This window comes from Algoriphagus boseongensis, from assembly GCF_004362805.1.
GTDB classification, from domain to species: domain Bacteria; phylum Bacteroidota; class Bacteroidia; order Cytophagales; family Cyclobacteriaceae; genus Algoriphagus; species Algoriphagus boseongensis.
Map to the genome: position 1 here is coordinate 372507 of NZ_SNYF01000008.1, position 23945 is coordinate 396451.

24 protein-coding genes are annotated in these 23945 nt (G+C 41.3%); 12 read left to right on the forward strand and 12 right to left on the reverse strand.

Annotated elements, in window-relative coordinates; all coding sequences use genetic code 11:
- Nucleotides 1-104 precede the first annotated feature (104 nt).
- The 6 genes from DFQ04_RS15425 to hisIE all read left to right on the forward strand — a co-directional run bounded on the left by DFQ04_RS15425 (nucleotide 105) and on the right by hisIE (nucleotide 5321).
- Nucleotides 105-1124: a bifunctional 3-deoxy-7-phosphoheptulonate synthase/chorismate mutase gene (locus tag DFQ04_RS15425; RefSeq protein WP_133557488.1), complete on the forward strand. Its 1020-nt coding sequence runs from the start codon at nucleotides 105-107 to the stop codon at nucleotides 1122-1124.
- 203 nt (nucleotides 1125-1327) lie between these two features.
- The gene (locus DFQ04_RS15430; RefSeq protein ID WP_133557490.1) at nucleotides 1328-2110 is read left to right on the forward strand and encodes a phenylalanine 4-monooxygenase; all 783 of its coding nucleotides are present in this window, start codon (nucleotides 1328-1330) and stop codon (nucleotides 2108-2110) included.
- Nucleotides 2111-2184: 74 nt separating this feature from the next.
- Nucleotides 2185-2781, forward strand: coding sequence for an imidazole glycerol phosphate synthase subunit HisH (gene hisH, locus DFQ04_RS15435; RefSeq protein WP_133557492.1), 597 nt, complete (start codon nucleotides 2185-2187; stop codon nucleotides 2779-2781).
- 149 nt (nucleotides 2782-2930) lie between these two features.
- Nucleotides 2931-3650 (forward strand): 1-(5-phosphoribosyl)-5-[(5-phosphoribosylamino)methylideneamino]imidazole-4-carboxamide isomerase, encoded by a 720-nt coding sequence (gene hisA, locus DFQ04_RS15440; protein ID WP_133557494.1) that lies wholly within the window; start codon nucleotides 2931-2933, stop codon nucleotides 3648-3650.
- Between the two features lie 183 nt (nucleotides 3651-3833).
- Nucleotides 3834-4589 (forward strand): imidazole glycerol phosphate synthase subunit HisF, encoded by a 756-nt coding sequence (gene hisF, locus DFQ04_RS15445; protein WP_133557496.1) that lies wholly within the window; start codon nucleotides 3834-3836, stop codon nucleotides 4587-4589.
- A gap of 135 nt (nucleotides 4590-4724) precedes the next feature.
- A complete protein-coding gene (gene hisIE, locus DFQ04_RS15450) occupies nucleotides 4725-5321 on the forward strand; it encodes a bifunctional phosphoribosyl-AMP cyclohydrolase/phosphoribosyl-ATP diphosphatase HisIE (protein ID WP_133557499.1) in 597 nt (198 codons plus the stop codon).
- Nucleotides 5322-5352: 31 nt separating this feature from the next.
- Here the strand turns inward: hisIE and DFQ04_RS15455 are convergent, their stop codons facing one another.
- Nucleotides 5353-6672, reverse strand: coding sequence for a S41 family peptidase (locus tag DFQ04_RS15455; protein ID WP_133557501.1), 1320 nt, complete (start codon nucleotides 6670-6672; stop codon nucleotides 5353-5355).
- Nucleotides 6673-6715: 43 nt separating this feature from the next.
- Entirely contained in the window at nucleotides 6716-7108 is a 393-nt protein-coding gene (locus DFQ04_RS15460; protein WP_133557503.1) for a Dabb family protein, read from the reverse strand.
- Nucleotides 7109-7241: 133 nt separating this feature from the next.
- Between DFQ04_RS15460 and DFQ04_RS15465 the strand changes: the two genes are divergently transcribed.
- The gene (locus DFQ04_RS15465) at nucleotides 7242-8228 is read left to right on the forward strand and encodes an aldo/keto reductase (RefSeq protein ID WP_133557505.1); all 987 of its coding nucleotides are present in this window, start codon (nucleotides 7242-7244) and stop codon (nucleotides 8226-8228) included.
- A gap of 34 nt (nucleotides 8229-8262) precedes the next feature.
- Here DFQ04_RS15465 and typA read toward each other — a convergent pair whose 3' ends face one another.
- A complete protein-coding gene (gene typA / locus DFQ04_RS15470; protein ID WP_133557507.1) occupies nucleotides 8263-10068 on the reverse strand; it encodes a translational GTPase TypA in 1806 nt (601 codons plus the stop codon).
- Nucleotides 10069-10236: 168 nt separating this feature from the next.
- Between typA and DFQ04_RS15475 the strand changes: the two genes are divergently transcribed.
- Both DFQ04_RS15475 and DFQ04_RS15480 read left to right on the forward strand, forming a co-directional pair.
- Nucleotides 10237-11301, forward strand: coding sequence for a bile acid:sodium symporter family protein (locus tag DFQ04_RS15475; protein ID WP_133557509.1), 1065 nt, complete (start codon nucleotides 10237-10239; stop codon nucleotides 11299-11301).
- A gap of 65 nt (nucleotides 11302-11366) precedes the next feature.
- The gene (locus tag DFQ04_RS15480) at nucleotides 11367-12146 is read left to right on the forward strand and encodes a hypothetical protein (protein ID WP_133557511.1); all 780 of its coding nucleotides are present in this window, start codon (nucleotides 11367-11369) and stop codon (nucleotides 12144-12146) included.
- 1 nt (nucleotide 12147) lies between these two features.
- Here the strand turns inward: DFQ04_RS15480 and DFQ04_RS15485 are convergent, their stop codons facing one another.
- Nucleotides 12148-12804, reverse strand: a complete 657-nt coding sequence (locus DFQ04_RS15485; RefSeq protein ID WP_166637315.1) for a GDSL-type esterase/lipase family protein — start codon at nucleotides 12802-12804, stop codon at nucleotides 12148-12150.
- 240 nt (nucleotides 12805-13044) lie between these two features.
- Here DFQ04_RS15485 and DFQ04_RS15490 point away from each other — a divergent pair, with 240 nt between their 5' ends.
- The 3 genes from DFQ04_RS15490 (at nucleotide 13045) to DFQ04_RS15500 (ending at nucleotide 14897) form a co-directional block, all read left to right on the forward strand.
- Nucleotides 13045-14145, forward strand: coding sequence for a DUF4407 domain-containing protein (locus tag DFQ04_RS15490; RefSeq protein WP_133557515.1), 1101 nt, complete (start codon nucleotides 13045-13047; stop codon nucleotides 14143-14145).
- An 81-nt stretch (nucleotides 14146-14226) separates the two neighbouring features.
- Entirely contained in the window at nucleotides 14227-14484 is a 258-nt protein-coding gene (locus tag DFQ04_RS15495; protein ID WP_133557517.1) for a DUF6364 family protein, read from the forward strand.
- Complete coding sequence (locus DFQ04_RS15500; protein ID WP_133557519.1) at nucleotides 14481-14897, forward strand: PIN domain-containing protein; 417 nt, start codon at nucleotides 14481-14483, stop codon at nucleotides 14895-14897. The genes DFQ04_RS15495 and DFQ04_RS15500 overlap by 4 nt, the downstream gene beginning before the upstream one ends.
- A 23-nt stretch (nucleotides 14898-14920) precedes the next feature.
- On the opposite strand, the gene DFQ04_RS15505 is transcribed toward DFQ04_RS15500, so the two are convergent.
- The 8 genes from DFQ04_RS15505 to leuS all read right to left on the reverse strand — a co-directional run bounded on the left by DFQ04_RS15505 (nucleotide 14921) and on the right by leuS (nucleotide 23870).
- The gene (locus tag DFQ04_RS15505; RefSeq protein WP_133557521.1) at nucleotides 14921-15685 is read right to left on the reverse strand and encodes a DUF5995 family protein; all 765 of its coding nucleotides are present in this window, start codon (nucleotides 15683-15685) and stop codon (nucleotides 14921-14923) included.
- Nucleotides 15686-15693: 8 nt separating this feature from the next.
- On the reverse strand, nucleotides 15694-16413 hold the full coding sequence (locus tag DFQ04_RS15510; protein WP_133557522.1) for a VIT1/CCC1 transporter family protein: 720 nt from the start codon (nucleotides 16411-16413) through the stop codon (nucleotides 15694-15696).
- Nucleotides 16414-16416: 3 nt separating this feature from the next.
- Nucleotides 16417-17580 (reverse strand): dipeptidase, encoded by a 1164-nt coding sequence (locus DFQ04_RS15515; protein ID WP_133557524.1) that lies wholly within the window; start codon nucleotides 17578-17580, stop codon nucleotides 16417-16419.
- 480 nt (nucleotides 17581-18060) lie between these two features.
- Nucleotides 18061-18714 (reverse strand): peroxiredoxin, encoded by a 654-nt coding sequence (locus DFQ04_RS15520; RefSeq protein ID WP_243739697.1) that lies wholly within the window; start codon nucleotides 18712-18714, stop codon nucleotides 18061-18063.
- Nucleotides 18715-18797: 83 nt separating this feature from the next.
- Nucleotides 18798-19250, reverse strand: coding sequence for a c-type cytochrome (locus tag DFQ04_RS15525; protein WP_133557526.1), 453 nt, complete (start codon nucleotides 19248-19250; stop codon nucleotides 18798-18800).
- A gap of 4 nt (nucleotides 19251-19254) precedes the next feature.
- Nucleotides 19255-19866, reverse strand: a complete 612-nt coding sequence (locus tag DFQ04_RS15530; protein ID WP_133557528.1) for a DUF2202 domain-containing protein — start codon at nucleotides 19864-19866, stop codon at nucleotides 19255-19257.
- Between the two features lie 116 nt (nucleotides 19867-19982).
- The gene (locus tag DFQ04_RS15535) at nucleotides 19983-21011 is read right to left on the reverse strand and encodes a glycosyltransferase family 4 protein (protein ID WP_133557530.1); all 1029 of its coding nucleotides are present in this window, start codon (nucleotides 21009-21011) and stop codon (nucleotides 19983-19985) included.
- Nucleotides 21012-21095: 84 nt separating this feature from the next.
- Entirely contained in the window at nucleotides 21096-23870 is a 2775-nt protein-coding gene (gene leuS, locus DFQ04_RS15540) for a leucine--tRNA ligase (protein WP_133557532.1), read from the reverse strand.
- Nucleotides 23871-23945: the final 75 nt, after the last annotated feature.

Here is a 23945-nt window from a genome sequence, read left to right on the forward strand (position 1 = left end):
CCAATTTTAATCTTCAATCCCCAAACCTAAAGTCAAACGTTTGGATGTGGGGATTGAAGTACAAAATGACCTTGTAAATCGTACTTCGCAAATCGCATATACCTATGATTATCCAACTTCAACCCGATATTTCCGAAAATCAAAAGGAAAAATTGATTTCTAAAGTCAATGAGATCGGCTACAAAACTACCGAGGTAAAAACTCAATTGGGAGATTACCTGATCGGAATCGGAAAAAATGAATTCGATATCAGGAAAATCGGCCAAATGGACGGTATTCGAGATATCCATATTGTCTCTGATGAATATAAGTTGGTTTCCAAAAAGTGGAAGGTAAAACCTACTTCGGTTGATTTGGGAGACGGAGTTTTTATCCAGGATGGCGAGATGGCCATCATCACCGGTCCTTGTTCGATTGAATCTGAGGAGCAAATTCAAAAGGTGGTGGATCACTGCGTAGAAAATGGAATTCGCATGATGCGTGGTGGCGTATTCAAACCAAGGACTTCTCCTTATGCTTTCCGGGGAATGGGGATCGAGGGCCTTCAATTGTGGCATTCCATTGCTTCCAAAGCCGGAATCAAGATCGTAACTGAAGTGATGCAGACGTCCCAAATCGAAGAAATGTATCCTTACGTGGATGTGTATCAGGTCGGTGCTCGAAATTCCCAAAACTTTAACCTTTTGGACGAACTGGGAAAGGTCGATAAAGCAGTCATGATCAAGCGTGGGATTTCTGGAACCATCGAGGAATTGCTTCAGTCAGCAGAGTATGTTTTCTCCGGAGGAAATGAAAAACTGATCCTGTGCGAGAGAGGCATACGTACGTATGAGAAGGCTTCAAGAAATACCTTGGACCTGAATGCAATTCCAATTTTGAAAGCCAAATCTCACTTGCCCGTAATTGTTGACCCTTCTCACGGAATTGGTATTCGGGCCTATGTGCCTCAGATGGCTTTGGCGGGAGTGATGGCCGGAGCTGATGGAGTGATCTACGAATCTCATGAGGTGCCTGAAAAAGCCTATTCTGATGGACAGCAGACTTTGGATTTTGCTCAGAGTGCCAGGCTTGCCGCTTGGATCCGCGAGATTTTCGCTAAAAGAAAAACATTTGAGTTGCTGTAAATAATTTTGTCCTAAGTCAATAACCTGATTAACTTTATAGCATGAATCCTACACCAAGAACCTACGTACATCATTCTTATCACTTCCTCCAATGAGGGATAGGGATGTATTGGTTTGAAATGTAAAATCAAAAGGCCTATTCCAACCGGATTAGGCCTTTTTTGGTTATTGGATTAAGCGAAAGAGATATAAACCCAAATTAAATGATTAATAAACCTAAGGATTGGGTCTTTTCTGACCCGAGATTGAAAGAAATGAAGCAGGACTATGCTGCTTACTCAGAGGAGGATTTTAAAGTCTGGAAAATCCTTTTCGAAAGGCAAATGCCAAACCTTCCTAAGGCGGCATCTAAGGCCTATTTGGAGGGAGTGGAAACTGTGAAGTTTACCGCCGATCGGATTGCCAACTTTGAGGAACTAAACGAGATCCTCGACAAAACTACAGGTTGGGCAGTACAGGTGGTTCCGGGTTTGATTGATGACGATTTGTTCTTTGGATTGCTAAACAACAAACGCTTTCCTTCTTCTACCTGGCTTCGCAAAATGGAACAGCTGGATTACCTCGAAGAGCCAGATATGTTTCATGACGCCTTTGCTCACATGCCTTTGTTGACGAATCAGCACTATGTGGATTTTCTGGAAAAATTGAGTGGAATTGCCCTAAGGCATATCCAAGACCCTTGGGCTATTCAATTGCTGAGCCGGATTTATTGGTTTACGATTGAGTTTGGATTGATTCGGGAAGAAGGAGAATTGAGGATTTATGGAGCGGGGATATTGAGTTCGGCAGGAGAGACCAAGTTTTCACTTTCTGATGAACCGAAGCATTTTCCTTACGATGTCCGCAAGATTATGAATACCGAATACTGGAAAGATCACTTTCAGGATAAATATTGGGTGATCGACAGCTACGAGCAGCTTTTCGATTCGCTTTCTGAAATTGAGGAAGTTTTGGAAGAGATGCTAAAACAAAAGATGGAAAATTAAACTGACTGAAGACCGAAGATCGAAGACCGGAGCGCTGACTTCCGTCTTCGGTCTTCTGACTTCCGTCTTCACACATGAAAATAGCCGTAATCAAATACAACGCAGGCAACGTCCAATCAGTCCTTTATGCCTTAGAAAGACTTGGCGCGGAGGCCGAATTGACGGACGATCCGGAGAAAATCCTCCAAGCCGACAAGGTGATCTTCCCTGGTCAAGGCGAGGCGAGTACCGCAATGAGCTATCTCAAAGCCCGAAAACTGGATCAGCTGATTAGGGAAATTAAGCAACCATTTCTCGGGGTTTGTTTGGGTTTACAATTGCTTTGTGAGCATTCGGAGGAAAACAATACGGATTGTTTGGGGATCTTTCCAGTGAAGGTAAAGCGTTTTATTCCTGAAAATTCTCAGGAATTTAAAGTGCCTCATGTGGGTTGGAATGAATTAGAAAACCTAGCTGACAACCCTTTGCTCAAAAACCTTCCCGATCCCAAATTCCTCTATTATGTGCATAGCTATTATGCTGAGATTAGTGAGGTGACCATAGCCACTACGCATTACATCCATGATTTTACGGCTATTCTCCATCAGGGAAATTACTGGGCAATTCAAGCTCATCCAGAGAAAAGCAGTACGGTTGGGGAGAAGTTGTTGAGTAATTTTCTAAATATTTAATGATTTTCGATTTACGATTTTTGATTTAAGACCATTTCCTGAACCTCAAATCTGAAATCCAAAAGGTCAACTTGTGTGATTAAGGAAAGAGGTTCAAAATCACCTCGTAAATTGTCATTCGTAAATCTCATTCCATTTCAAATCATCTTATGTACATCATCCCCGCCATCGACCTCATCGGAGGAAAATGTGTCCGTCTCAGCCAAGGCGATTATAGTAGCAAAAAAGAATACCACGATAATCCTTTGGAAATGGCGAAACGCTTCGAAGGGGCTGGAATTCGGCGCTTGCATCTGGTAGACTTGGATGGGGCAAAAGCTAAGAAAATCATCAATGGAGATGTTTTGGAGAGCATATGTTTAGAGACAAGTCTGAAAGTTGATTTTGGAGGAGGAATACAAGCCAATGAGGAGATTGAAAAAGCTTTCGCTTTAGGAGCTAAACAAGTGACGGGAGGAAGCATTGCTGTGAAAAATCCAGATTTATTTAAGTCATGGATAAAAAACTACGGTGCCGAAAAGATCATTTTGGGAGCCGATGCCAAAGACCGCAAAATAGCTGTTGGAGGTTGGGAAGAGACTACTAAGGTTGATTTGATTCCTTTTATCAAAGAATATTTTGACTTGGGAATTCGCTATGTAATCTGTACCGACGTGGCCAAAGATGGTTTGTTGCAAGGCCCTTCTATTGATCTGTATCGAGAGATTTTACAGGAAATTCCGGATTTAAAGCTGATTGCCAGCGGAGGAGTTTCTTCTGTTCAGGATTTGGAGGAACTGGAGAAAATCGGAGTTTACGGGACCATTGTCGGTAAAGCCTACTACGAAGGAAGGGTGACGCTGGAGGAGCTAGCAGGTTTTAATTTATGATTTACGATTTTTGATTTTGGATTTACGACCTTCAATTGGGCCTCAACCATTTAATTCAGAGGAGGCGTAACTATTTAGAATCAGGATTGAAGTTCATATTCACCTCGTAATTCGTATTTCGTAAATCGTAAATTTCAATATCGAACACCGAATGAAGAATAATAAAGTTTTGAATACTATATAATGCTAACAAAAAGAATCATCCCCTGTCTCGATATCAAAGATGGCCGTACAGTCAAAGGTGTAAACTTTGTTCAGTTGAGAGATGCGGGAGATCCAGTAGAATTGGCAAAAATCTATTCCGATGAAGGAGCGGATGAGTTGGTCTTTTTGGATATCACAGCCACAGTGGATAAGCGGAAGACTTTAGCAGAATTGGTGACCAAAGTTGCCAAGGCGATCAATATTCCTTTTACCGTAGGAGGTGGTATCTCCACAGTGGAGGATGTCAAGGTTCTTTTAGGTGCTGGAGCTGATAAAATATCCATTAACTCCGCAGCTGTTTACAACCCAAAAGTAGTGGATGAAATGGCCAGGGAATTTGGTTCTCAGTGCGTGGTGGTGGCGATCGATACCAGAAGTGTGGATGGAATTGATTTTGTTCATACCCACGGAGGGAGAAAGCCAACTTTATTAAAAACCCAAGAATGGGCCAAGGAAGTGGCCGATCGTGGTGCAGGGGAAATTTTATTGACTTCCATGGATCACGATGGGACCAAGGCTGGCTTTGCCAACGAAATCACGTCTGAGATTTCCTCCGCTTTATCCATTCCGGTAATTGCCTCGGGTGGTGCTGGGAATATGCCTCATTTCAAAGATGTGTTTACCTTTGGAAAAGCAGATGCGGCTCTGGCGGCGAGTATTTTCCATTTTAAGGAAATCGGAATTCCGGAGTTGAAAGAATATTTGAGTATAGAAGGATTAGCGATTAGGAAATAATTGGAAATACTATTGAAATAAAATAGAAATAGATCCTGATCAGGATAAACTTATAGTTGAAATTATTTCCATTTATTTCTGCCCGATTTATCGGGCATTATTTCAACTGTATTTCTATTTAAAAATGAGAAAAACATGAATATAGATTTCAATAAAATGAACGGCCTTATTCCAGCCATTGTCCAGGATGCGATAAGCGGAGTAGTGCTGATGCAGGGCTTTATGAATTCCGAGGCTTTGGCCAAAACCCAGGAAACTGGGATGGTTACTTTTTATTCCCGTAGCAAAGAAAGACTTTGGACTAAAGGGGAAACATCAGGCAACTTTATGGAAGTGGTGAGCATCAAAGAGGATTGTGATGGAGATTCACTTTTGATCAAAGCCAACCCTCGTGGGCCCGTTTGCCATACTGGTGCGGATACTTGCTGGAATGAAGTCAATTCCTCTAAAACTGGATTTATCGATCAGCTTCGAGCCATCATCAAGGATAGAAAAACCAACCCATCGGATCAGTCCTATACGGCCTCCCTTTTCGCAAAGGGAATCAACAAGATTGCCCAAAAAGTAGGAGAGGAAGCGGTTGAGATTGTCATCGAGGCCAAGGATGATAACAAGGAACTATTTCTTGGAGAGGCTGCGGACCTACTTTTCCATTACTTGGTTTTGCTGGAGGCAAAAGAAATCGAACTCGATGAAGTGATGGAAGTCTTGATCAAAAGACATCAGAAATAAAAAAAGCCCGATTTCAAATCGGGCTTTTCTGTTAGAATGCTGGAAATTCTTTTTGCAGACCTTCAAAGGCATCTATCATTTCCCATTTAGGTTTGTAATAAGTATCCATCATTCTTGCTCCTACACTTCCTGTAGTTACATACTGAATAGCCGCTGCCAATCTCAAATCTCTTTTATCCCCCCAGTTGAATTGAGGAGAATCACCTACGGTAAAGTTGGCTGGAAATCCATCGAAATATTCTGCTTTACCTTCTGAGTTTGCAATGGCAAAAGTAATTGGCACCACTTCCACTTTATTGGTTTGGAGCACCCGGTTATAAGGTGAAAGAGGGAAAGAGCCAACAGGTTTTCCGAACGTATTATCTCCGATCAGTACGACCTGCATGTAAGGAGTCAAACTATTAATTATAAGTTCCGAAGCGGATGCCGATCCTCTAGAGGTGATAAAGACGATTTTAGATAAAGACAAAGTTCCAATCTTAGCGAAATTGCGAGAGGTATTCTGGCTGAATTTAAGGGAGTTCAGCTTGTTGGTATACATTACTTTTCCGGAGTGAACTGCCGGAACAAGGTAATTTAGGATTTGCTCTGCTACTGCAACTGATCCTCCACCGTTGTATCGAAGGTCAATAATCAATTCATTGATCGCCTGGGATTGGAAATACTCCATAGAGTTTTTCACTTCGGTGCTTTGTGTAGGAGATAATCCGGCTGTTGCTTTGAAGCTTTGGTAAGCCCAATAGCCGATTTTTTTACCTCCTTCTTCAATCACTCTTCGATCTAATACCGAATTGCTTTGGTATTCCGCCTTGACGTTTGTTCGGGTGGTGGTAGTGCCATCCGGGAGCTTAAAGGTGAAGGTATTGGAAATCCCAGGAGTGCCTGCTCCTAATTTGAAGTCATAGCCACCCGTGCTGGTTTTGTAGCTGGCAATGGGTTGCCCATTGATTTGGGTGATTTCCCAGCCTCTTTTCCAGCCATCTTTTCCAGCTGGGGCTTCATCAAATACATAGGTTAAAAACAGCCGTTCATCTGCAGTAAAACCAAAGCCGAAACCATGGCCTGCATTTATTCCCACAAAAGCATTGTTAAAACTCTCCTGAGTGGTCAGGTAAGAAAAACGATCCAAAGGTTTGTAGATGATCGCGTTTAGCAAATCTGCATTTTCAGCATAATCTGCGTATTTTACAGAAGTAGGCATTTCTAAATTCCAGAAATACCATTCTCTCATAGTTTCAAAGATTGCCTTTTTGACCTCTTGATTTGGGTCTACAGGCTCTGGAGAGCCCTCCTCTTGGCAAGCCCAAAACCCCAACATCAACAGTCCAATTATCCAATTGAGCTTTTTCATAAGTAATATTTTTTTCAGAAACGGAAAATTAATACCAAAAGGTTTAGATCGCGATATCGTAAACTTTTACAGTCTTCCACATATGAGCATATTTATCGATAAACTCTAAATGCAAAGGGTCTTTTTGGTAAGCAGCCTGGGCTTCCAAAGAATCAAAAAATAAGGTACAAGAGACATGAAAGCTGTGGTCGACTACCTCTCTTTTTTCAGTAGGAGCAGGTGTGCCCATAATAAATTGTGCTACATCTTTACATCTGCCGAGCATTGGAGCTGCATCGGTCATGAATTCTTTCAGATCAGAGTCTTTGTGCAAATAGAAATAAACTTGGTGAATTAATTTTTGAGCTGGCATAGCTGAAAGTTGAATTGGAATGGTTAAAGAAGCCGAGGCACTTGCCAAAGCTATGGTTTGAATAAATTTTCTACGAGTAGGCATTGCTGATTTTGATCTGCTTGACCATCAATCATCAGATGGATTTCAAGCGGGATTAAAGATAAAAATTTAAATTGCTTTTGTATAGTTAGCAACTTAATCAGATTAGAATTACACCTTCTCAAAATAGTGTTTTATGAAGTATAGGATTCTTGGAAAAACCGGTTGGAATGTTTCCGAAATTGGATTAGGGACATGGCAGGTTGGCGGTGGCTGGGGTAAACCCTTCGATCCCAAAAAAGCTGAGGAGATTTTGCATACCGCATTTGACAAGGGGATAAATTTCGTCGATACGGCGGATGTTTACGATGGGGGATTAAGTGAAGCGGCAGTGGGAAGGGCAGTAAGGGAGCGTTCGGAAAAAATCTATGTGGCCACCAAGTGTGGACGCAGAATTCAACCACACTTCGCTGAAGGCTATACCCCGGAGAGGTTGAGGAGATATGTGGAGGATAGTTTGAGAAATACCGGTTTGGATCGACTGGATCTGATCCAGCTCCATTGTCCTCCAACCATTGTTTACCAGCATGATGAGATTTTCCGCTTGTTTGAAGACCTGAAAAAGGAAGGTAAAATTGCGGCTATGGGGGTAAGCGTGGAGAAAATCAACGAAGCCATGACAGCGATGAAATATGATATCGTCTCTACGATTCAGGTGATTTTTAATTTGTTTAGACAAAGGCCTTCAGAAATGCTTTTCAGTTATGCAGAGGCCAATAAAATCGGATTGATTATTCGAGTTCCTTTGGCTAGTGGACTTCTTTCTGGTAAAATCACTAAAGAAACCAGTTTCTCAAAAGACGATCACCGGAATTTTAATCGGGATGGGAAAGCATTTGATAAAGGCGAGACTTTTTCTGGAGTTCCTTTGGACAAAGCATTTCCCGCAGTGGAAGAACTGAAAAAGGAATTTGCAGACGGGCATGATTTAGCCGCCCAGGCTTTGAGATGGATTTTGATGTTTAAGCAAGTTGGAACAGTTATCCCTGGAGCATCGACAGTAGAGCAGGTGGAAAAAAATATTCGAGCTTCCCAATTACCACCTTTGAGTCCACATCAGATGCAGGAGGCGGTTCAGGTATATGAGGAATTCATCAAACCTGAAGTCCATCATCAATGGTAAAAAAATAGGCTCTGAAATTTCAGAGCCTTTATTTTTAGTCTTCTTTCTTAGACATTCTTGTTCTTTCATTTTCATCCAAATAGATTTTTCTCATTCGGATGGACTTTGGAGTGATTTCCAAGTATTCGTCCTTTTGGATGTATTCCATGGACTCTTCCAAGGAGAATCTTTTCGGAGGGGCAATTCTCACGTTATCATCAGAACCAGAAGCTCTCATGTTGGTCAGTTTCTTGCCTTTTTGAACGTTTACCACCAAGTCATTATCACGGGAATGTTCACCGATTACTTGTCCAGTATACAATTCATCTCCTGGCTCGATGAAGAAAATTCCACGATCCTGAAGTTTGTCAATAGCATAAGCAGTACACTGACCACCTTCCATAGAGATCAAAGAACCGTTGATTCTTCCTGGGATTGGGCCTTTGAATGGTTCATAGGCTGTAAATCTGTGGTTCATGATGGCTTCACCCTGAGTAGCGGTAAGTACGTTGTTTCTCAAGCCGATCAAGCCTCTTGAAGGAATCTTGAATTCCAAGTGCTGCAAATCGCCTTTTGGCTCCATTACCAATAGCTCACCTTTTCTCTGAGTAGCCAATTCGATTACTTTACCGGCAGTCTCCTGTGGTACGTCTACTACTAGTGTTTCGATTGGCTCGCACTTTACTCCGTCGATTTCTTTGAAGATAACTTGAGGCTGTCCTACCTGAAGTTCATAGCCTTCTCTTCTCATCGTCTCGATCAATACAGACAAGTGAAGAATTCCTCTTCCATAAACCAAGAATCGATCTTCTGAATCGGTAGGCTCCACACGAAGTGCAAGGTTTTTCTCAGTTTCCTTCATCAAACGATCTCTCAAGTGACGGGAAGTCACGAATTTTCCTTCTTTACCGAAGAAAGGAGAATTGTTGATGGTGAAGAGCATGTTCATCGTAGGCTCATCGATGGAGATACGAGGAAGTGGCTCGGGATTTTCTACATCAGCGATAGTGTCGCCGATTTCGAAGTCTTCAATACCTGTTACCGCGCAAATATCACCCGCGCTTACAGTTTGAACTTTATTTTTTCCAAGACCTTCAAAAGTATGAAGTTCTTTTACTCTCATTTTTTTGATGGAACCATCAGCCTTACAAAGTGCGATTTGCTGATTTTCTGATATAGTTCCTCTTGCAATTCTTCCAATGGCAATTCGACCCACGAAGTTGGAATAATCCAAAGAGGTGATCTGCATTTGAAGTGTTCCTTCAGAAATTTTTGGTGAAGGAATAAATTCCAAAATAGCATCCAAAAGTGGAAGGATTGAATCGGTTGGATTTTTCCAATCCGGACCCATCCAGTTCTGCTTGGCAGAACCATAAAGCGTATGGAATTCCAACTGCTCTTCCGTAGCGTCCAAGTTGAACATTAGCTCAAATACCGCCTCGTGAACTTCATCTGGACGACAGTTTTCCTTGTCTACTTTATTTACTACTACAATTGGAGTCAGTCCAAGTGCAAGTGCCTTTCCCAAAACAAATCGGGTCTGAGGCATAGGGCCTTCAAAGGCATCCACCAAAAGAATTACCCCATCAGCCATCTTCAAAACACGTTCTACTTCTCCTCCAAAGTCGGCGTGACCAGGAGTGTCAATGATGTTGATCTTGGTGTCTTTGTATCTTACTGATACGTTTTTGGAAAGGATAGTAATACCTCTTTCCCGCTCCAGATCATTGTTGTCAAGGATTAGATCGTCAAACTGTTGGTTTTCTCTGAAGATTTTTGAAGCGTGGATGATTTTATCCACAAGGGTTGTTTTACCGTGGTCAACGTGAGCGATGATCGCGATATTCCGAATATTCTGCATGGTTTGCCTAATTGAAGCCGCAAAAGTACGAATAATATTTGGGAGTAAAGTTATCCCCCTGTGAAGTTTCTGAATTTGTAAAAGGCCTTTCGTCAAATGGTTGAATGATTCAAGGCTTGTAAGTGAAAAGAAAAAGGTGCTTTTTTATTCCATCATATCCAGCCAAAAATGTCAAGACTTGCTTTTCAAATCCCCCTGATTCTTTTAATCATTTGGATTGGAAGAATTTTTAACTCAGGGATTGAAGAGTCGGGTTATGCCTTTGTCATGTTTTGGTTTGCATTGGCAATTGGACTGCGCTCAAAAGCTGAATTAAAGGCATTTAGTTTTCCGGTTTCAATTTTGGGAGTGGTGGCTTTGGCCATGTTTTTTCCCCAATATTTTCAAGAAGTCAAAGGTTTTAAGCTTACTCAATTAATTAATCCACTTATTCAATTGATTATGTTTGGAATGGGGGCAACTTTAAGCTGGAAGGACTTTGCTGCCGTTGCCAAAAGTCCTAAATCAGTTGGAATCGGTGTTTTTGCACAGCTTACCATCATGCCTTTGGTCGGTTTTGGACTTGCACAATTTAGTGGGCTAGAACCAGAGGTGGCAGCTGGATTGATTTTGGTGGGTTGCTCTCCCAGTGGCACCGCGTCCAATGTGATGGCATTTTTGGCCCGGGCTAATGTTGCCCTCTCGGTGACCCTAACCTCGATCACCACGCTTATGGCGCCATTGATGACTCCAGTTTTAATGAAATTGTTAGCGGGTCAGTTTATCGAAATCGATTTGCTGAAAATGATGTGGGATATTTTCAAAATCATTCTTCTACCTGTTGGTGCGGGACTATTGGTGAACCAGTTTTTGGGTGGAAAATCAACTTTTATCGAAAAGCTTCTTCCATTAGTCTCGATGCTTGGAATTGCCTTAATTATTTTAGTGATCACTGCAGCAGGACGAGATAGCCTGCTGGATATTGGGCCAATTCTGATTGTACTGGTGCTGGTGCATAATCTTCTTGGCTATGGAATTGGTTATGGCTTTTCAAAATTGATTGGGATGAAAGAGCAAGATGCCCGGACAATTGCCATTGAGGTAGGCATGCAGAATGCCGGACTGGCTTCAGGTCTTTCTCAATCCTTGGGTAAACTCGTCACTGTTGGTTTAGCGCCTGCCGTTTTTGGTCCTATGCAAAATGTAACCGGGTCAATTCTTGCGACTTTTTGGAGCAAGAAAGGATTTAAGTAAAAAATAGTTTTAACTAAGTACAATTTTTTATTTTAAACTTAGTTATAAATAAAATTGATTTACTGATGAAAGTTTTTTATTTACTCTTATTGAGCTTCGGAATAGTTAGTTATTCTTTTGCTCAGGTGCAAACCAATTCAGTTAAGAAAGCCTCTAGAATTGTAAAAAGCGAGGATTTCAGGTCTTTAAGTGATGATTCTGGATATTATTTATTTCCTCATTTTGGGATGAGATATGGCCCATATATCAAAGATCAGTATTCTGGAATTCAAGATTTAAGCCTGTACTACGGGCTTGGGTTTGGTTTTCGCAGGCAAAATTTATCCTTGGAATCTGGCCTTTCCTTTTTTCACCATGACTCAAGTCCTTACTATGTGGAGGTGACGGGTGATTTCTTAGGAATTTCAGGTTCAGGCTCTCCAAATCTGGTTTTGCCTTTTACTTTCCGATATGATATTCCTACAGGAGCAAGAGGAAATATCCGAGTTGGGGCATTTTTAAATTCCAACGTGTCGGTTTTTGGATTTGAAAGTGATGTGAAAAATAGGTCAGGTCAAATTCTGACACGAGAAGGAGAACTAGTCGATTATACACTCGATTTGGTTAGAAAAAGCCCTTTTTTCTTTAAAACGGGTATTCATTCCAGAATACGGGTATTTAACTCTGCTTTTCTAAATTTTGAGCTAGGACAGTTTTTTACTTTGGGCCCTAATCGAATATATGAGTTAAGGATAGAGAATAATCCTCCCATCAGGCTTTCTAGAAGTTGGGAAGGGTTCTCATGGACGTTTGGTGGGATTTTACCTTTGACTGTTTTTGAAGAAAAGCTCCGCAAGAAAGAATAGGCTAATTCTTGAAATATCCCTTAAATATCCCAGCCCAAATCACATATCCTTCCTGATTCAAATGCAGCATATCCTGGATATACAATTCAGGCCGTGCATTCCCCTCAGTATCGGTCAGCGCCTTCCAAGTGTCTACATACTGGACTTGCTCTTTGGTTTGACAGTATTCTTTGAGCATTCGGTTAAAAATCAGGTAGCTATCCTTTTTCTCCCAACGGGAAGGACTAGGCTTGGCCCCAATCAAGAAAATTTCAATATCTGGGTTGACCAAGTGAATACGGGTCACAATATTATCCAGACTGGTGAGGATAGCAGATACTTCTACACCAGCCCAGAGGTCATTGTCTCCCTCGTAAATAAATACCCGTGAAGGTTCAAATTTGATCACCAAAGGAAAAAGATGCCGCTCCAAATCAGAGGCTTTGGAACCTCCAAATCCAGTGTTGATTAAAGTTTCGTTTGGAAATGTTTCTTCTAAGGATTTCCACATTCGAATGGTTGAACTTCCTGTGAAAACAGTAGAGCCAGGACTCCAACCTGTGCTGTCTATTCTAGCTGAAATTCGCTTTACCTCTTCCTCAAATGGGATGGTTTGAGAGGTGACCTGGGCTATAAAAAGCCCGAAAAAAACCAGGGAAAGTAGAAGGTGCTTTTTCATGTGCATAAACCTAAGTGAAAAATTAGCTGAATCAAAACCGTTCATGGTATGGACGATTCCGAACAAAGTGGACAATTCTACGAAATGATCTGTGAAGCTGATCAGAAATTGGAAATCTTGATTTCTGCCCCGTAAATGAATGTTTTCATCCCAAAATGGCTATTAGATGAGATTGATTTTAGTGATTGGAAGGGTTTTAGCGTTTAATTCCAATAAGCCAAATCATCAAACACCCTTTCCATGAATCAACTGACGAAATTTTTCTGGTTTTGTAGCGGAGCTAATTTTCAAATTCTGAAACGGACTCCCACAGAATCCAACAAATACATTGGCATTGGCGCTACGGTTTTCTTTACTGGAGTGCTCGCTGCCCTTGCTGCGGGATATGCCCTTTATACTGTATTTCAAGAATGGCTTCCAGCCGTTTTCTTTGGAATGCTCTGGGGTTTGATGATTTTCAACCTAGACCGCTTTATTGTGTCGAGCATGCGAAAGAAGGAAAATGCTTGGGCAGAGTGGAAATTGGCTATTCCTAGATTGGTCTTGGCGGTTTTATTGGCTTTGGTCATTTCCAAACCCTTGGAATTGAAAATGTTTGAGCGGGAAATCAACCGAAAACTGGATGAAAAAAAGACTGAATTTATCGCTCAATCAAAGGCAAATCTGGCAAAGGGATTTCCGGAAATTCAGGAGCTTGAGGCAAAAATCGATACGCTGAAGAAAGAAGTTTCCAATTCAGAAGCATTTCGGGATCAGGTTCAAAAGGAATATGATGCAGAGCGCTTTGGAGAAAAAACCTCCAGCACCAGTGGGATTGTGGGTTTGGGTACCAATGCTAAAAAGAAAGAGCAACAGCTAGACGCGGCTCAAGTTGCTTTGGATGATTTAAGAAAGAGAAATCAAATTCGAATCGATACGATCGAAGCTCAGATTCGGGAATTTATCGCCCTGCGCCAAGCTGAATTTGAAAAACAGCAACCTGGAATTGAGGGCTTTGATGGCTTGGCTGCGAGGATGGATGCGCTTTCTGCCTTGACTTCTGAAAGTTCCGCTATGGCTATGGCAAATATGTTTATCATGCTGTTATTTATTGCCATTGAGACTTCTCCGATTTTTGTCAAACTGATTTCTCCTAGAGGGCCTTACGATGAGTTTTTAGAATTGCATGAGGATAAGGTTAAACTCTTTAAAGGAGAACGATGGACTGTAGCCAAGGGAGAATCGGAAGCAAGGGTTGATTACTTTCAGGGAACCCATTTCTATGCGACCGAACTGAAAAAGGAAAAAACTAACCTGAAAAATCGAGCCGAAACCGATCGGGAAATGGCCAAGTGGCAATGAGAATGCAAAGAAAGTCAAAGGATTTTTTGATTTACGTATAGATTTATTTTTATTTACGGCAGTATTATAAATCAACGAGTTATGGACACCAAGATCACGTTGTCTTTCAATAAAGACGTCATTGACAGAGCCAAGAATTTTGCTGAGCAAAACAATATTAGTCTTTCCCGATTGACTGAGTTTTTATATGCTCAGATGACCTCCAAGAATTTTAAATCTTTGGATGAGCTTCCTATTTCGGATTGGGTCACTATGGTGTCTGAAGGACAGGTGGAATATAAGCGTACACCTTCTGGTCGTAAGGAAATGAAGGATGAGTTTTTTGAGCGCAAAAAATGAGGATTTTTCTGGATGCAAATGTGTTAGTATCCGTCTTGAATAAGGAATACCCACTTTTTCCACATTCGGCCCGGATTTTAAGCTTGGCAGATCAGGTTCAATTTCAGCTTTTCACCAGCCCGATTTGTTTGGCGATCGCCTTTTATTTTGCAGAGAAAAAAAGCGGAACGTCTCTGGCCAAGCAAAAAATACAAATACTATCTTCCAAACTTCAAGTCTCGACCGTGGATAAGGAAACGGTATCAAAGGCAATTTCTAATCCCAGAATACTAGATTTTGAAGATGGATTGGAGTACTATTCAGCTTTACAACATGATTGTGAGGCGATCATCACTGAAGATCCGAATGGGTTCTACTTTTCAGAAATCCCAATCTATGATTGTCGGAAATTTTTGGATGAGGTAGTGTTTTGATCTTTACCTTACCCCCGAAGGATTCAAAACCTTTGGAGGGTCCTAGTGGTAACCAGATCCAATTGCTCCATTATCCGGCTGATAGATTTCCATTCTGCCAAGCCAATTGCTTTTATTATAAATGCCAAGACCTTTCCTGGATTGATGAGCTTTTGGGCTAAGGCTGCGATGTTTTTGTCCCGGTCTTTGATCTGAAAATCCTTGTTTGGATCAGAATGATATTCACCGGCAAATTTCCATGCTCCGTCCCTTGCGATCTGGATAGAGAAATTGAGGAGCATTTCATCTCTTCCTTTGGCCAGAGGAATCAGCCATCCGAAAATAGGCGAGACCTTACTGATATTGGCTTTTACCCCATCTACAAGTTCAGCAAGAACAGCATTGATTTTATTAAAATCATTCTGAATTCCGACCAGATTTTTTCCTTCCATCGATTCGGAAGCTGCTATTCCCAAATCCAAATTGATATGGGCATTAATGCCTAGAAAAAGGTGCTGAAGAACCAGGTGTTTTGGATTTTTGTTTGCTTCAAAAGCCAATCTCCAACTTTCGGTAGGTTTGCTTCCTTTGGTCCAAAGTTCATAGGCATCAATAAAACGCTTCGCAAAAAGAACATCCAGTTTTTCCATTCGAGGATTGTCCTCAAATTCTCCTGCAATAATCCCATCACGAACCCTTCGAGTAACTTGTCTGTAAAGAATCGCAAAATATCCAATCCTACTTTGCCTGGATTTGCATTCCTCTACGATCTGATCCATTCGGATAAGGACTTCCTGAATAGTATGCATAGCTAAGATTATGTGAAAAAGCTTTCTAAAAGATCACCCACATAGTAAGCAACTACTGCTGCCAAAACTCCCAAGGCTACGGTCTCCAAAATACTTCTTAGCGCTGAAGTTTGGTTGACAATTCCTTTGAGCCATCCTACGATCAGGAATGCAAGTCCAGTTAGGATACTGGTCCAAAGAAATGTATTGATCTGAATGGGGAAGAAAAAGTCCCATAAATAGACCATCAAAGGAATGAATCCTACTAGGATGAATGAAATCAAGGTTGCCAACCCGATTTTAAAAGGACTTTTGCTGTCTCGCATCATTCCCAATTCATCCTTCATCATCTCAGCTACCCAAAGATCCTTGTCCGAGCAGATATGGTCCACGATTTTTTCCAGTAGCTCACCTTTAAAGCCTTTTTCTCGGTAGATGTCAGCGATTTCCTCACGCTCGATTTCAGGTAGATTTTCAATTTCCCAATATTCTATCTTTTCGTGTTTGTCAAAATTGTCTCGTTCGCTTTTGGCAGAAAGGTAAGCTCCGACAGACATGGAAAACCCGTCAGCCAGCAGATTGGCAAAACCCAGAATAATCAAAATTCCCGGGTCCAAATTGGCCCCATATCCTCCGGCAACTACTGCGAAGGTGGTAACAGCACCGTCTATCCCCCCATAAACAAATTCACGAAGGTACTCCTGAAGTTTTCCAAACTTGGTATTTTCTAAGTGGATGTCTTTTTCCATTTTTTAATTCAGGTTGGTAAGAAAAAATCGCTTTACATTTTCACCCATTACAGCCCTAATTTCCTCTTCCGAAAAACCCGCATTTACTAATCCTTCCACGATTAAAGGAAGGCCTGTAATGTCAAAAGGAACAGCGACAGAACCATCATAATCTGAGCCTAAGGCTACATACTCAATTCCAACTAGATCTCGAACATGTTTGATTGATGCGACGATATTGGGTAATTCAGGCTCACCGACAGCCATGTCAAAAAATGCTATCCCGATGATTCCACCATTCGCTGCGATTTTTTGTATTTGTTCATCGCTGAGGTTTCGTTGTGAGTCTAAAACAGCTCTTACCCCGGTGTGAGAGACTATGATTGGTTTAGAGGTTAGGTTAAGTACATCTTCCACAATTGCAGGGGAGGAGTGGGCGAGATCAATAAAGATTCCCATTTCATTCATCTTTCTGACAGCTTCTTTTCCAAATTCCGACAAGCCGGCGCCATTTTCACCATGAGCGGATCCTCCGAATTCATTGTCAAAAAAATGGGTTGGTCCGATCATTCGAACTCCGGCAGCATATACTTTTTCCAGGTTTTCCAAACTTCCTTCCAAAGCATGCCCGCCTTCTATTCCGAGCATGGCTCCAATTACCGTTTTGTCAGTTTTTCTAGCTTCAATAAGCTTTTCAAGATCTGCTTTTGACTTGATGAAAATGGCTTTTCCGTCTTCTTTATCTACAAATTGTGACAAAGCCTCACTTTGACTTAGTGTTCGATTGAACAAGCTAAACCAATTCCATGGACTTTCCCCTTTGGCAATGGTCAAAGGAGTGATGTTGTCGAAAGCGTCCTCACTATTGGATTTCATATTTTGCCCTGCTGGTGATTTGGAAACAATGGTAAACATCTCCAAGGCAACATTGGCCTCACGCATCCTAGGGAAATCTACATGCCCTCTTTCACCACGTTCATTTAAATTTCTTCCCCAGAGTAAGGCATCACAATGCAGATCCGAAATGAAATCCAATCGGTCATAAAGCGCTTGTGCCTCTGAAGATACTGTGTAGGGCGAAGGGCTCTTGACTGGATTTCTTTGGGACTCAATGTATTGTGGGACGGTATTGATCCCGATCAGGTAGACGATAAAGAGCAAGACCAAAAAGAAGAGGATTTTTTTCATGCGCAGGGGTATTGATATTTCAAGTTAAGAGATTTCATGGGGAAGAAATATGGAGTTTGATGAATTTATGGATAAAGGCTAAGAAAAATATTTTAGAAATTTTTTTCTGAAATTTTGATTATTTGGCGGCTTTTCATAGGTTTAAGAAACTTTTGCAGAAAGAAAAATTGCTTAACCCAGCGCTTTGCCAAAGTTTATATGGTTTTAATCCATTAACAATAAACCCTGACCGGGAGCCTAATTTCAAAAAGGCTCCCTTTTTTTATGCATGATTTTTAGATGATTTTGTTCAGTTTTCAAAAACCGGTTTAAAAAATCAACAGATTGTATTCTTTTTTTGTAAAAAATCAAAAAAGTGGTTTTAGAAACTTTAAATATCCGAAATAAAGAAGATTCTGAATTTTAAGCCAAAAAGAAAAAAACCTTCCCGAAAATTTCGAAAAGGCTTTCCCATTTAATTAACCCTTTAATCCAAAATTTTTAATTCAAAGGCAATTCTTTTTTGGCCAAATAGAAGTCTACCATCTCATAATCACTTGCTTCCCTTTCGATCATTTCTTCAACGGTCTTTGGTGGCGGCACTATGGCTTTGTCTCCAGGGGTCCAGTTTAATGGAAGAGCAACTTTGTATTTGTCTGCTGTTTGCAAGGCAATCAAGACTCTTTTGATCTCTTCCATGTTCCTTCCCACGTTGAGCGGATAGTACATGATGAGTCGTATCTTTCCATTCGGGTCGATAAAGAATACCGCCCGCACTGCTGCTGTTTCGCTTTCTCCCGGCTGAAGCATCCCGTAGAGTTTGGATACTTTCATATCTATATCCGCAATGATGGGGAATTCAAATAAAATTCCCGTGTTTTTCTTCACATTGTTTACCCAAGCGATATGAGCATGAATGGAGTCAATACTTAATCCTATCAACTTGGTATCGTGTTTGTCGAAAAACTTTTGATCCAAAGCGAATCCACTCATTTCAGTGGTGCAAACCGGTGTAAAATCTGCAGGATGTGAGAACAGGATTGTCCATTTCCCTTTGATATAATCGGAAAACTTGATTTTTCCGGTCGTGGTCATTGCCTCAAAGTCTGGAGCAATGTCCCCGATTCTCGGCATTGTTATAGGTTGTGTTTCCATGGTTTAGTCTATTAAGTAATTCAAAGCTACTTATTCAATTTCCCTTTTGCCGTGACAGAGGTCACAGGAGAGAGCCAGAATGATTAATGATTTCCATTGGAATGATGCTGATCATACCAGGCTGGTCTTTCGACCTCATTTTTCACCAGGTAGTCTACAATCAACCGGATTTCTTCCTCCGAAACCTGTGGTTTTGGCATTACCCCAAATCGCTTGACAGGTCCTTTGAGCAAGGCTTTCTCTTCATTTGGGTTAAGAATAAATCCTACCATAGCAGTCTTGATTTCCTCTTGGCTGGTGAAAGTCTTTTGGTAATGGTTTTTTATTCCAAATAAAGGTGGAGCAATTAGCTCATCGTGAGAAGCTGTCTTGGGATTATGACAGGTATAGCAATGCTTTTGCAGGAGTGCCAAACCCGGATCGTCTAGTTCGGCAATGCTTGTTAAGTTTTGATCTAAAAGGAGGTCTTTTTCAAAACTCTTAGGGACAAATAGAATTCCCAACAAAGGGAATATCATCAAAATGTTTTTGAACATGGGATTAATTGGAATTGCAGGAGGTAATCGAACTGCTGATTATCTGATTGAAGTATGATGGACTGATATACTGAGGTATGTAGGTGATGTTGTTATTTAAGGCTTGATTGTAGAAAGAGCGCATATGATTCTCCGAGCCGCATTTCAGACTAGAATAAACTTGGATCAGACTAGACTGAGAGGTTTCCGAAATGGCATTTTGGAGATCAAGGATGTCCAAATCCTCGATAGTCAAACCTACTTTTATGGCTTCACCAAGGGATATGTCAACTTTGGAAGTTAGATCCTGATAAAGTTGGTTGATAACAGGATCAGTGAACTCTCCCATCACGGTAGAGCCTTTCAATGGATCAGCCAATTGGAATAGGTTCATCTGCTGTAAAACAGCAGAAACGTGGCTGGTTTCACTGTTTGCAATATTTTGAAATACTTGCAGCCCATATTTTTGAAATGCATAGATATAGACATCATGCGCCAGTTTTTCCTCCTCACGAGTAAACAGGAGCGTTTCAATCTCTTCTTGGCTTAGCAGGGAGGATTGGATTGGTTTTTCATCTTCTTGACAAGAAAATGAAAGTAGGGCCAAAAGCAGGAATAGAATGCTGGACTTTTTCATGGCATGTTGGTTTAGTCAATCTAAAGTCCGGCAAAATCAACAAAGACTCAGTGAGAAACATCACCTAGGATTTTGCATTACCATGGTGGGTCAAAATTGGAAAGGAGAGGGATTAATTACTTAACGCCAAGGCCATCAAGAAGCAATTCTTTTCTTCTTTGGAAAGAAAAATAAGTTTTAATCCGCTCTATGGCTTGAGAAGAAAGTTTGGAGAGATCTTCCTCTCCTAATTTGAAAAGTAAGTTTTCTAAATAATCCAGATCTTTGGTTTGAAGAATCAGCTTTGGGTTTTCAACAATATCAGGAATAGCACCAACCGCCGAACCGATCGGTATGCAGCTGCAGGCCATGGCTTCTCCCAATGCATTTGGGAATCCCTCAGAAGTAGAAAGCTGCAAGTAAAACTGATGGGAATTGTATAGCTCCAGAAGCTGATTGGGAGACATTTTTCCCAGAACAGAAATATTAGAATTTGAGCTAGAATAAGAAGAATCACCAACGACTGTGAAATTCCAATCTGGGTGTTTTTGGGCCAATAATTCTATTAAATCATATCCTTTGACTATGGCTCTGGATGGGTTGGAAGTACCCGTGGCAACAGATATAAAGCTGAATGGCTTCCTTTCGTTATTCAGATCCCTCCAAAACTCGGTATCAAAACCATTTGGAACGATCTTGATTGGAGTTTTTAAATCAGGTATCAAGTTGAGCAGACCTTGCTTTGGAGTAATCTTAGAATCGAAGCGATAATCCTGTTTTACCAAAGATTCGGCCACTGGAAGAATTAAAGAGCAATTCTTGAAAGAAAAAACTGTTGCTTTTCGAAGCCACTTTTTTCGAAAATTTCCATAGCCTATCTCCGGCATATTCATGCAGTCCATCCCACCTGCCTGGATGGTGCATTTTTTTCCAAAAACTTTCCCAAACCAAACAGGAAGCACACTATGATATCCTCCAAAAAAGCAGAGGTATTGACTAGTTCTGGGCAAAAACCAAAGCAATTGAAAAAACTGGAGGATGAAGTAGAAGGGCAGTTGGAGAGGTTTGTTGGTGAATTCCAGCGGTTTGATGGATTCTACTGGGCTGATCATCTCCAAATCACGATCGATAAAGGCAGTGCGAACTGGAAATAAGTAGAGGATCATGATTAGAATGAATTCAACTTCAAGGTAAATTAGAAAATGAAAAAGGGGAAACTTTGCTTCCCCTTCTTTTGGATTTTCAATCGGTTAAACGACTAGGTTAATAATCTTGCCGGGTACGATAATCACCTTTTTAGGGGCTTTTCCTTCCAACCATTTTTGGACAGTAGCATCCGCCATAGCCGCTTTTTCGATTTCCGGAACAGCAAGTGAAAGAGGCAAATCCAACTTTGCTCGCATTTTCCCATTGATCATAACCGGATATTCAAAATTGCTTTCCACAAGGTATTCCTCTTTGAACTCTGGGAATTTTGCCTTGGTGATGGATTCTGAATTACCCAACAAGGCCCATAGTTCCTCCGAAATATGCGGGGAATATGGAGAGATCAAAACCGCCAATGGTTCCAAAACTTCCTTCTTATTGCATTTCAAGGCCGTCAATTCGTTCACGCAGATCATGAAACTGGAAACTGAGGTATTGAAAGAATGATTGGCCATGTCTTCTTCCATCTTTTTGATGGCTTTGTGGAGGGCTTTTAATTCTTCCTTGCTTGCTTTTTCATTTGAAACAGCAAATTCACCTGAAGCGGTATGGTAGAGATTCCAAAGCTTTCTGAGGAATTTATAAACTCCATCAATTCCATTGGTGTTCCAAGGTTTGAATTGCTCCAAAGGTCCCAAGAACATCTCGTACAATCTGAGAGTATCAGCTCCGTATCGTTCGATGATATCGTCCGGATTCACCACATTGTATTTGGACTTTGACATTTTTTCCACCTCAGCTCCGCAGATGTATTTGCCTTCTTCCAGGATAAATTCTGCATCAGCCAAGTCTGGTCTCCAAGCTTTGAATTTTTCCAAATTCAATTGGTCATTATAAACAATGTTTACATCCACGTGCATGGCCGAAGCATCGTATTGATCTTTCAATCCATGGGAAACAAAGGTATTTGTGCCTTTGATTCTGTATACAAAATTGGAACGACCTTGGATCATGCCTTGGTTGATCATTTTTTGGAAAGGCTCATCAATGCTTACTACACCAAGGTCATATAAAAATTTAGTCCAGAATCGGGAGTAAAGCAAGTGACCCGTAGCGTGTTCGGATCCTCCGATGTATAAATCTACCGCACCCCAATAGTCAGTCTTTACTTTGTCGGCAAAAACCTGATCATTTTTAGGGTCCATGTAGCGGAAGAAATACCAACTCGAACCTGCCCAACCCGGCATGGTAGAAAGTTCCAAAGGATATTCACCCTCTGAGATTTTATAGGTCCAATTAGTTGCTCGGCCAAGTGGTGGCTCTCCGTCTTCGGTTGGTAAGTATTTATCCACTTCTGGAAGAACTAGCGGCAGGTCTTTTTCATCCATCAAATAAGGAAGGCCATCCTTGAAATAAACTGGAAGTGGCTCTCCCCAATAGCGCTGACGGGTAAAGATTGCATCACGCATTCTGTACTGGATTTTTCCTTTCCCGATTCCTTTTTCTTCCAAGAATTCAATGCATTTCTGCATGGCATCTTTCATGTAAAGACCAGAAATAAAGCCTGAATTGATGATCAAACCGCCTTTTCCTGGGAATGAACCATTTTCCATAGACCCCTCGATGACTTGTCGGATTTCCAATCCAAAGTGCTTCGCAAAGTTGTAATCTCGCTCGTCGTGAGCTGGAACTGCCATTACAGCGCCTGTTCCGTAACCGGCCAATACATAATCAGCCACCCAGATCTGGATTTCTTCTCCGTTGAATGGATTGATGGCATAGGAGCCAGTGAACGCTCCGGAAATGGTTTTCACGTCGCTCATTCGCTCGCGCTCGGAGCGGTTTTTGGCAACTTGGATATAGGCTTCAGCCGTTTCTCTTTGATCGTCAGTGACCAATTCAGAAGCCAAATCAGATTCAGGAGCCAAAGCCAAATAAGTAACCCCGAAAATGGTATCAACACGGGTGGTGAATACTTTGATTTTTTTGTCTGAGCCCTTTACATCAAAAAGTACTTCTGCTCCAATAGACTTTCCTATCCAGTTGCGCTGCATTTCTTTGATCGGCTCAGACCAATCCAATTTATCCAGACCTTGAAGTAAACGGTCAGCGTAAGCTGTGATCCTCATGGACCACTGCATCATTTTTTTGCGCTCTACAGGATGTCCTCCTCTTTCGGAAAATCCGTCTTTGACTTCATCATTGGACAGAACTGTTCCCAATGCCGGGCACCAGTTTACTGTGGTCTCTGCCAAGAAAGTTAAGCGATATTTAAGCAGCATTTCCTGCTGCTCTTTCTCAGAAAAAGCCTTCCAATCTTCTGCTGAAAATACAGGAGTATCTTCATCACAAACGGCTTTTACGTTTTTGTTGCCTTCTTTTTCAAATCTGGAAACCAAGGATTCAATGGATAAAGCCTTGTCGGTATCCAAATCATAGTAGCTTTTAAAAAGCTGCATAAAAATCCATTGGGTCCACTTGTAGTAAGAAGGATCGGAAGTTCTCACTTCTCTATCCCAATCGAAGGCAAAGCCAATATTTTTCAATTGCTCGGTGTAGCGGGCAATGTTTTGTTCAGTAGTAATGGCTGGATGCTGTCCGGTTTGAATGGCATACTGCTCGGCAGGAAGACCAAAAGAATCGTATCCCATGGGATGAAGGACATTGAAGCCCTTGAGCATCTTGAATCTGGATACAATATCCGATGCAATATATCCAAGCGGGTGTCCTACATGGAGTCCTGCTCCGGAAGGATAAGGAAACATGTCTAGGGAATAAAACTTTGGGCGATTAGGATCTACCTCGGCTTTGAAAGTTCCTTTTTCTTTCCAGTAGCCTTGCCACTTTTGTTCTATTTCCCTGAAGTTGTACTCCGCCATGATTGAAATTTTCTTGATTTTTTTGCTAAACGCTTGCAAAAATAGAAAAATCAGGCGGCTTTGGTAGCCATATTT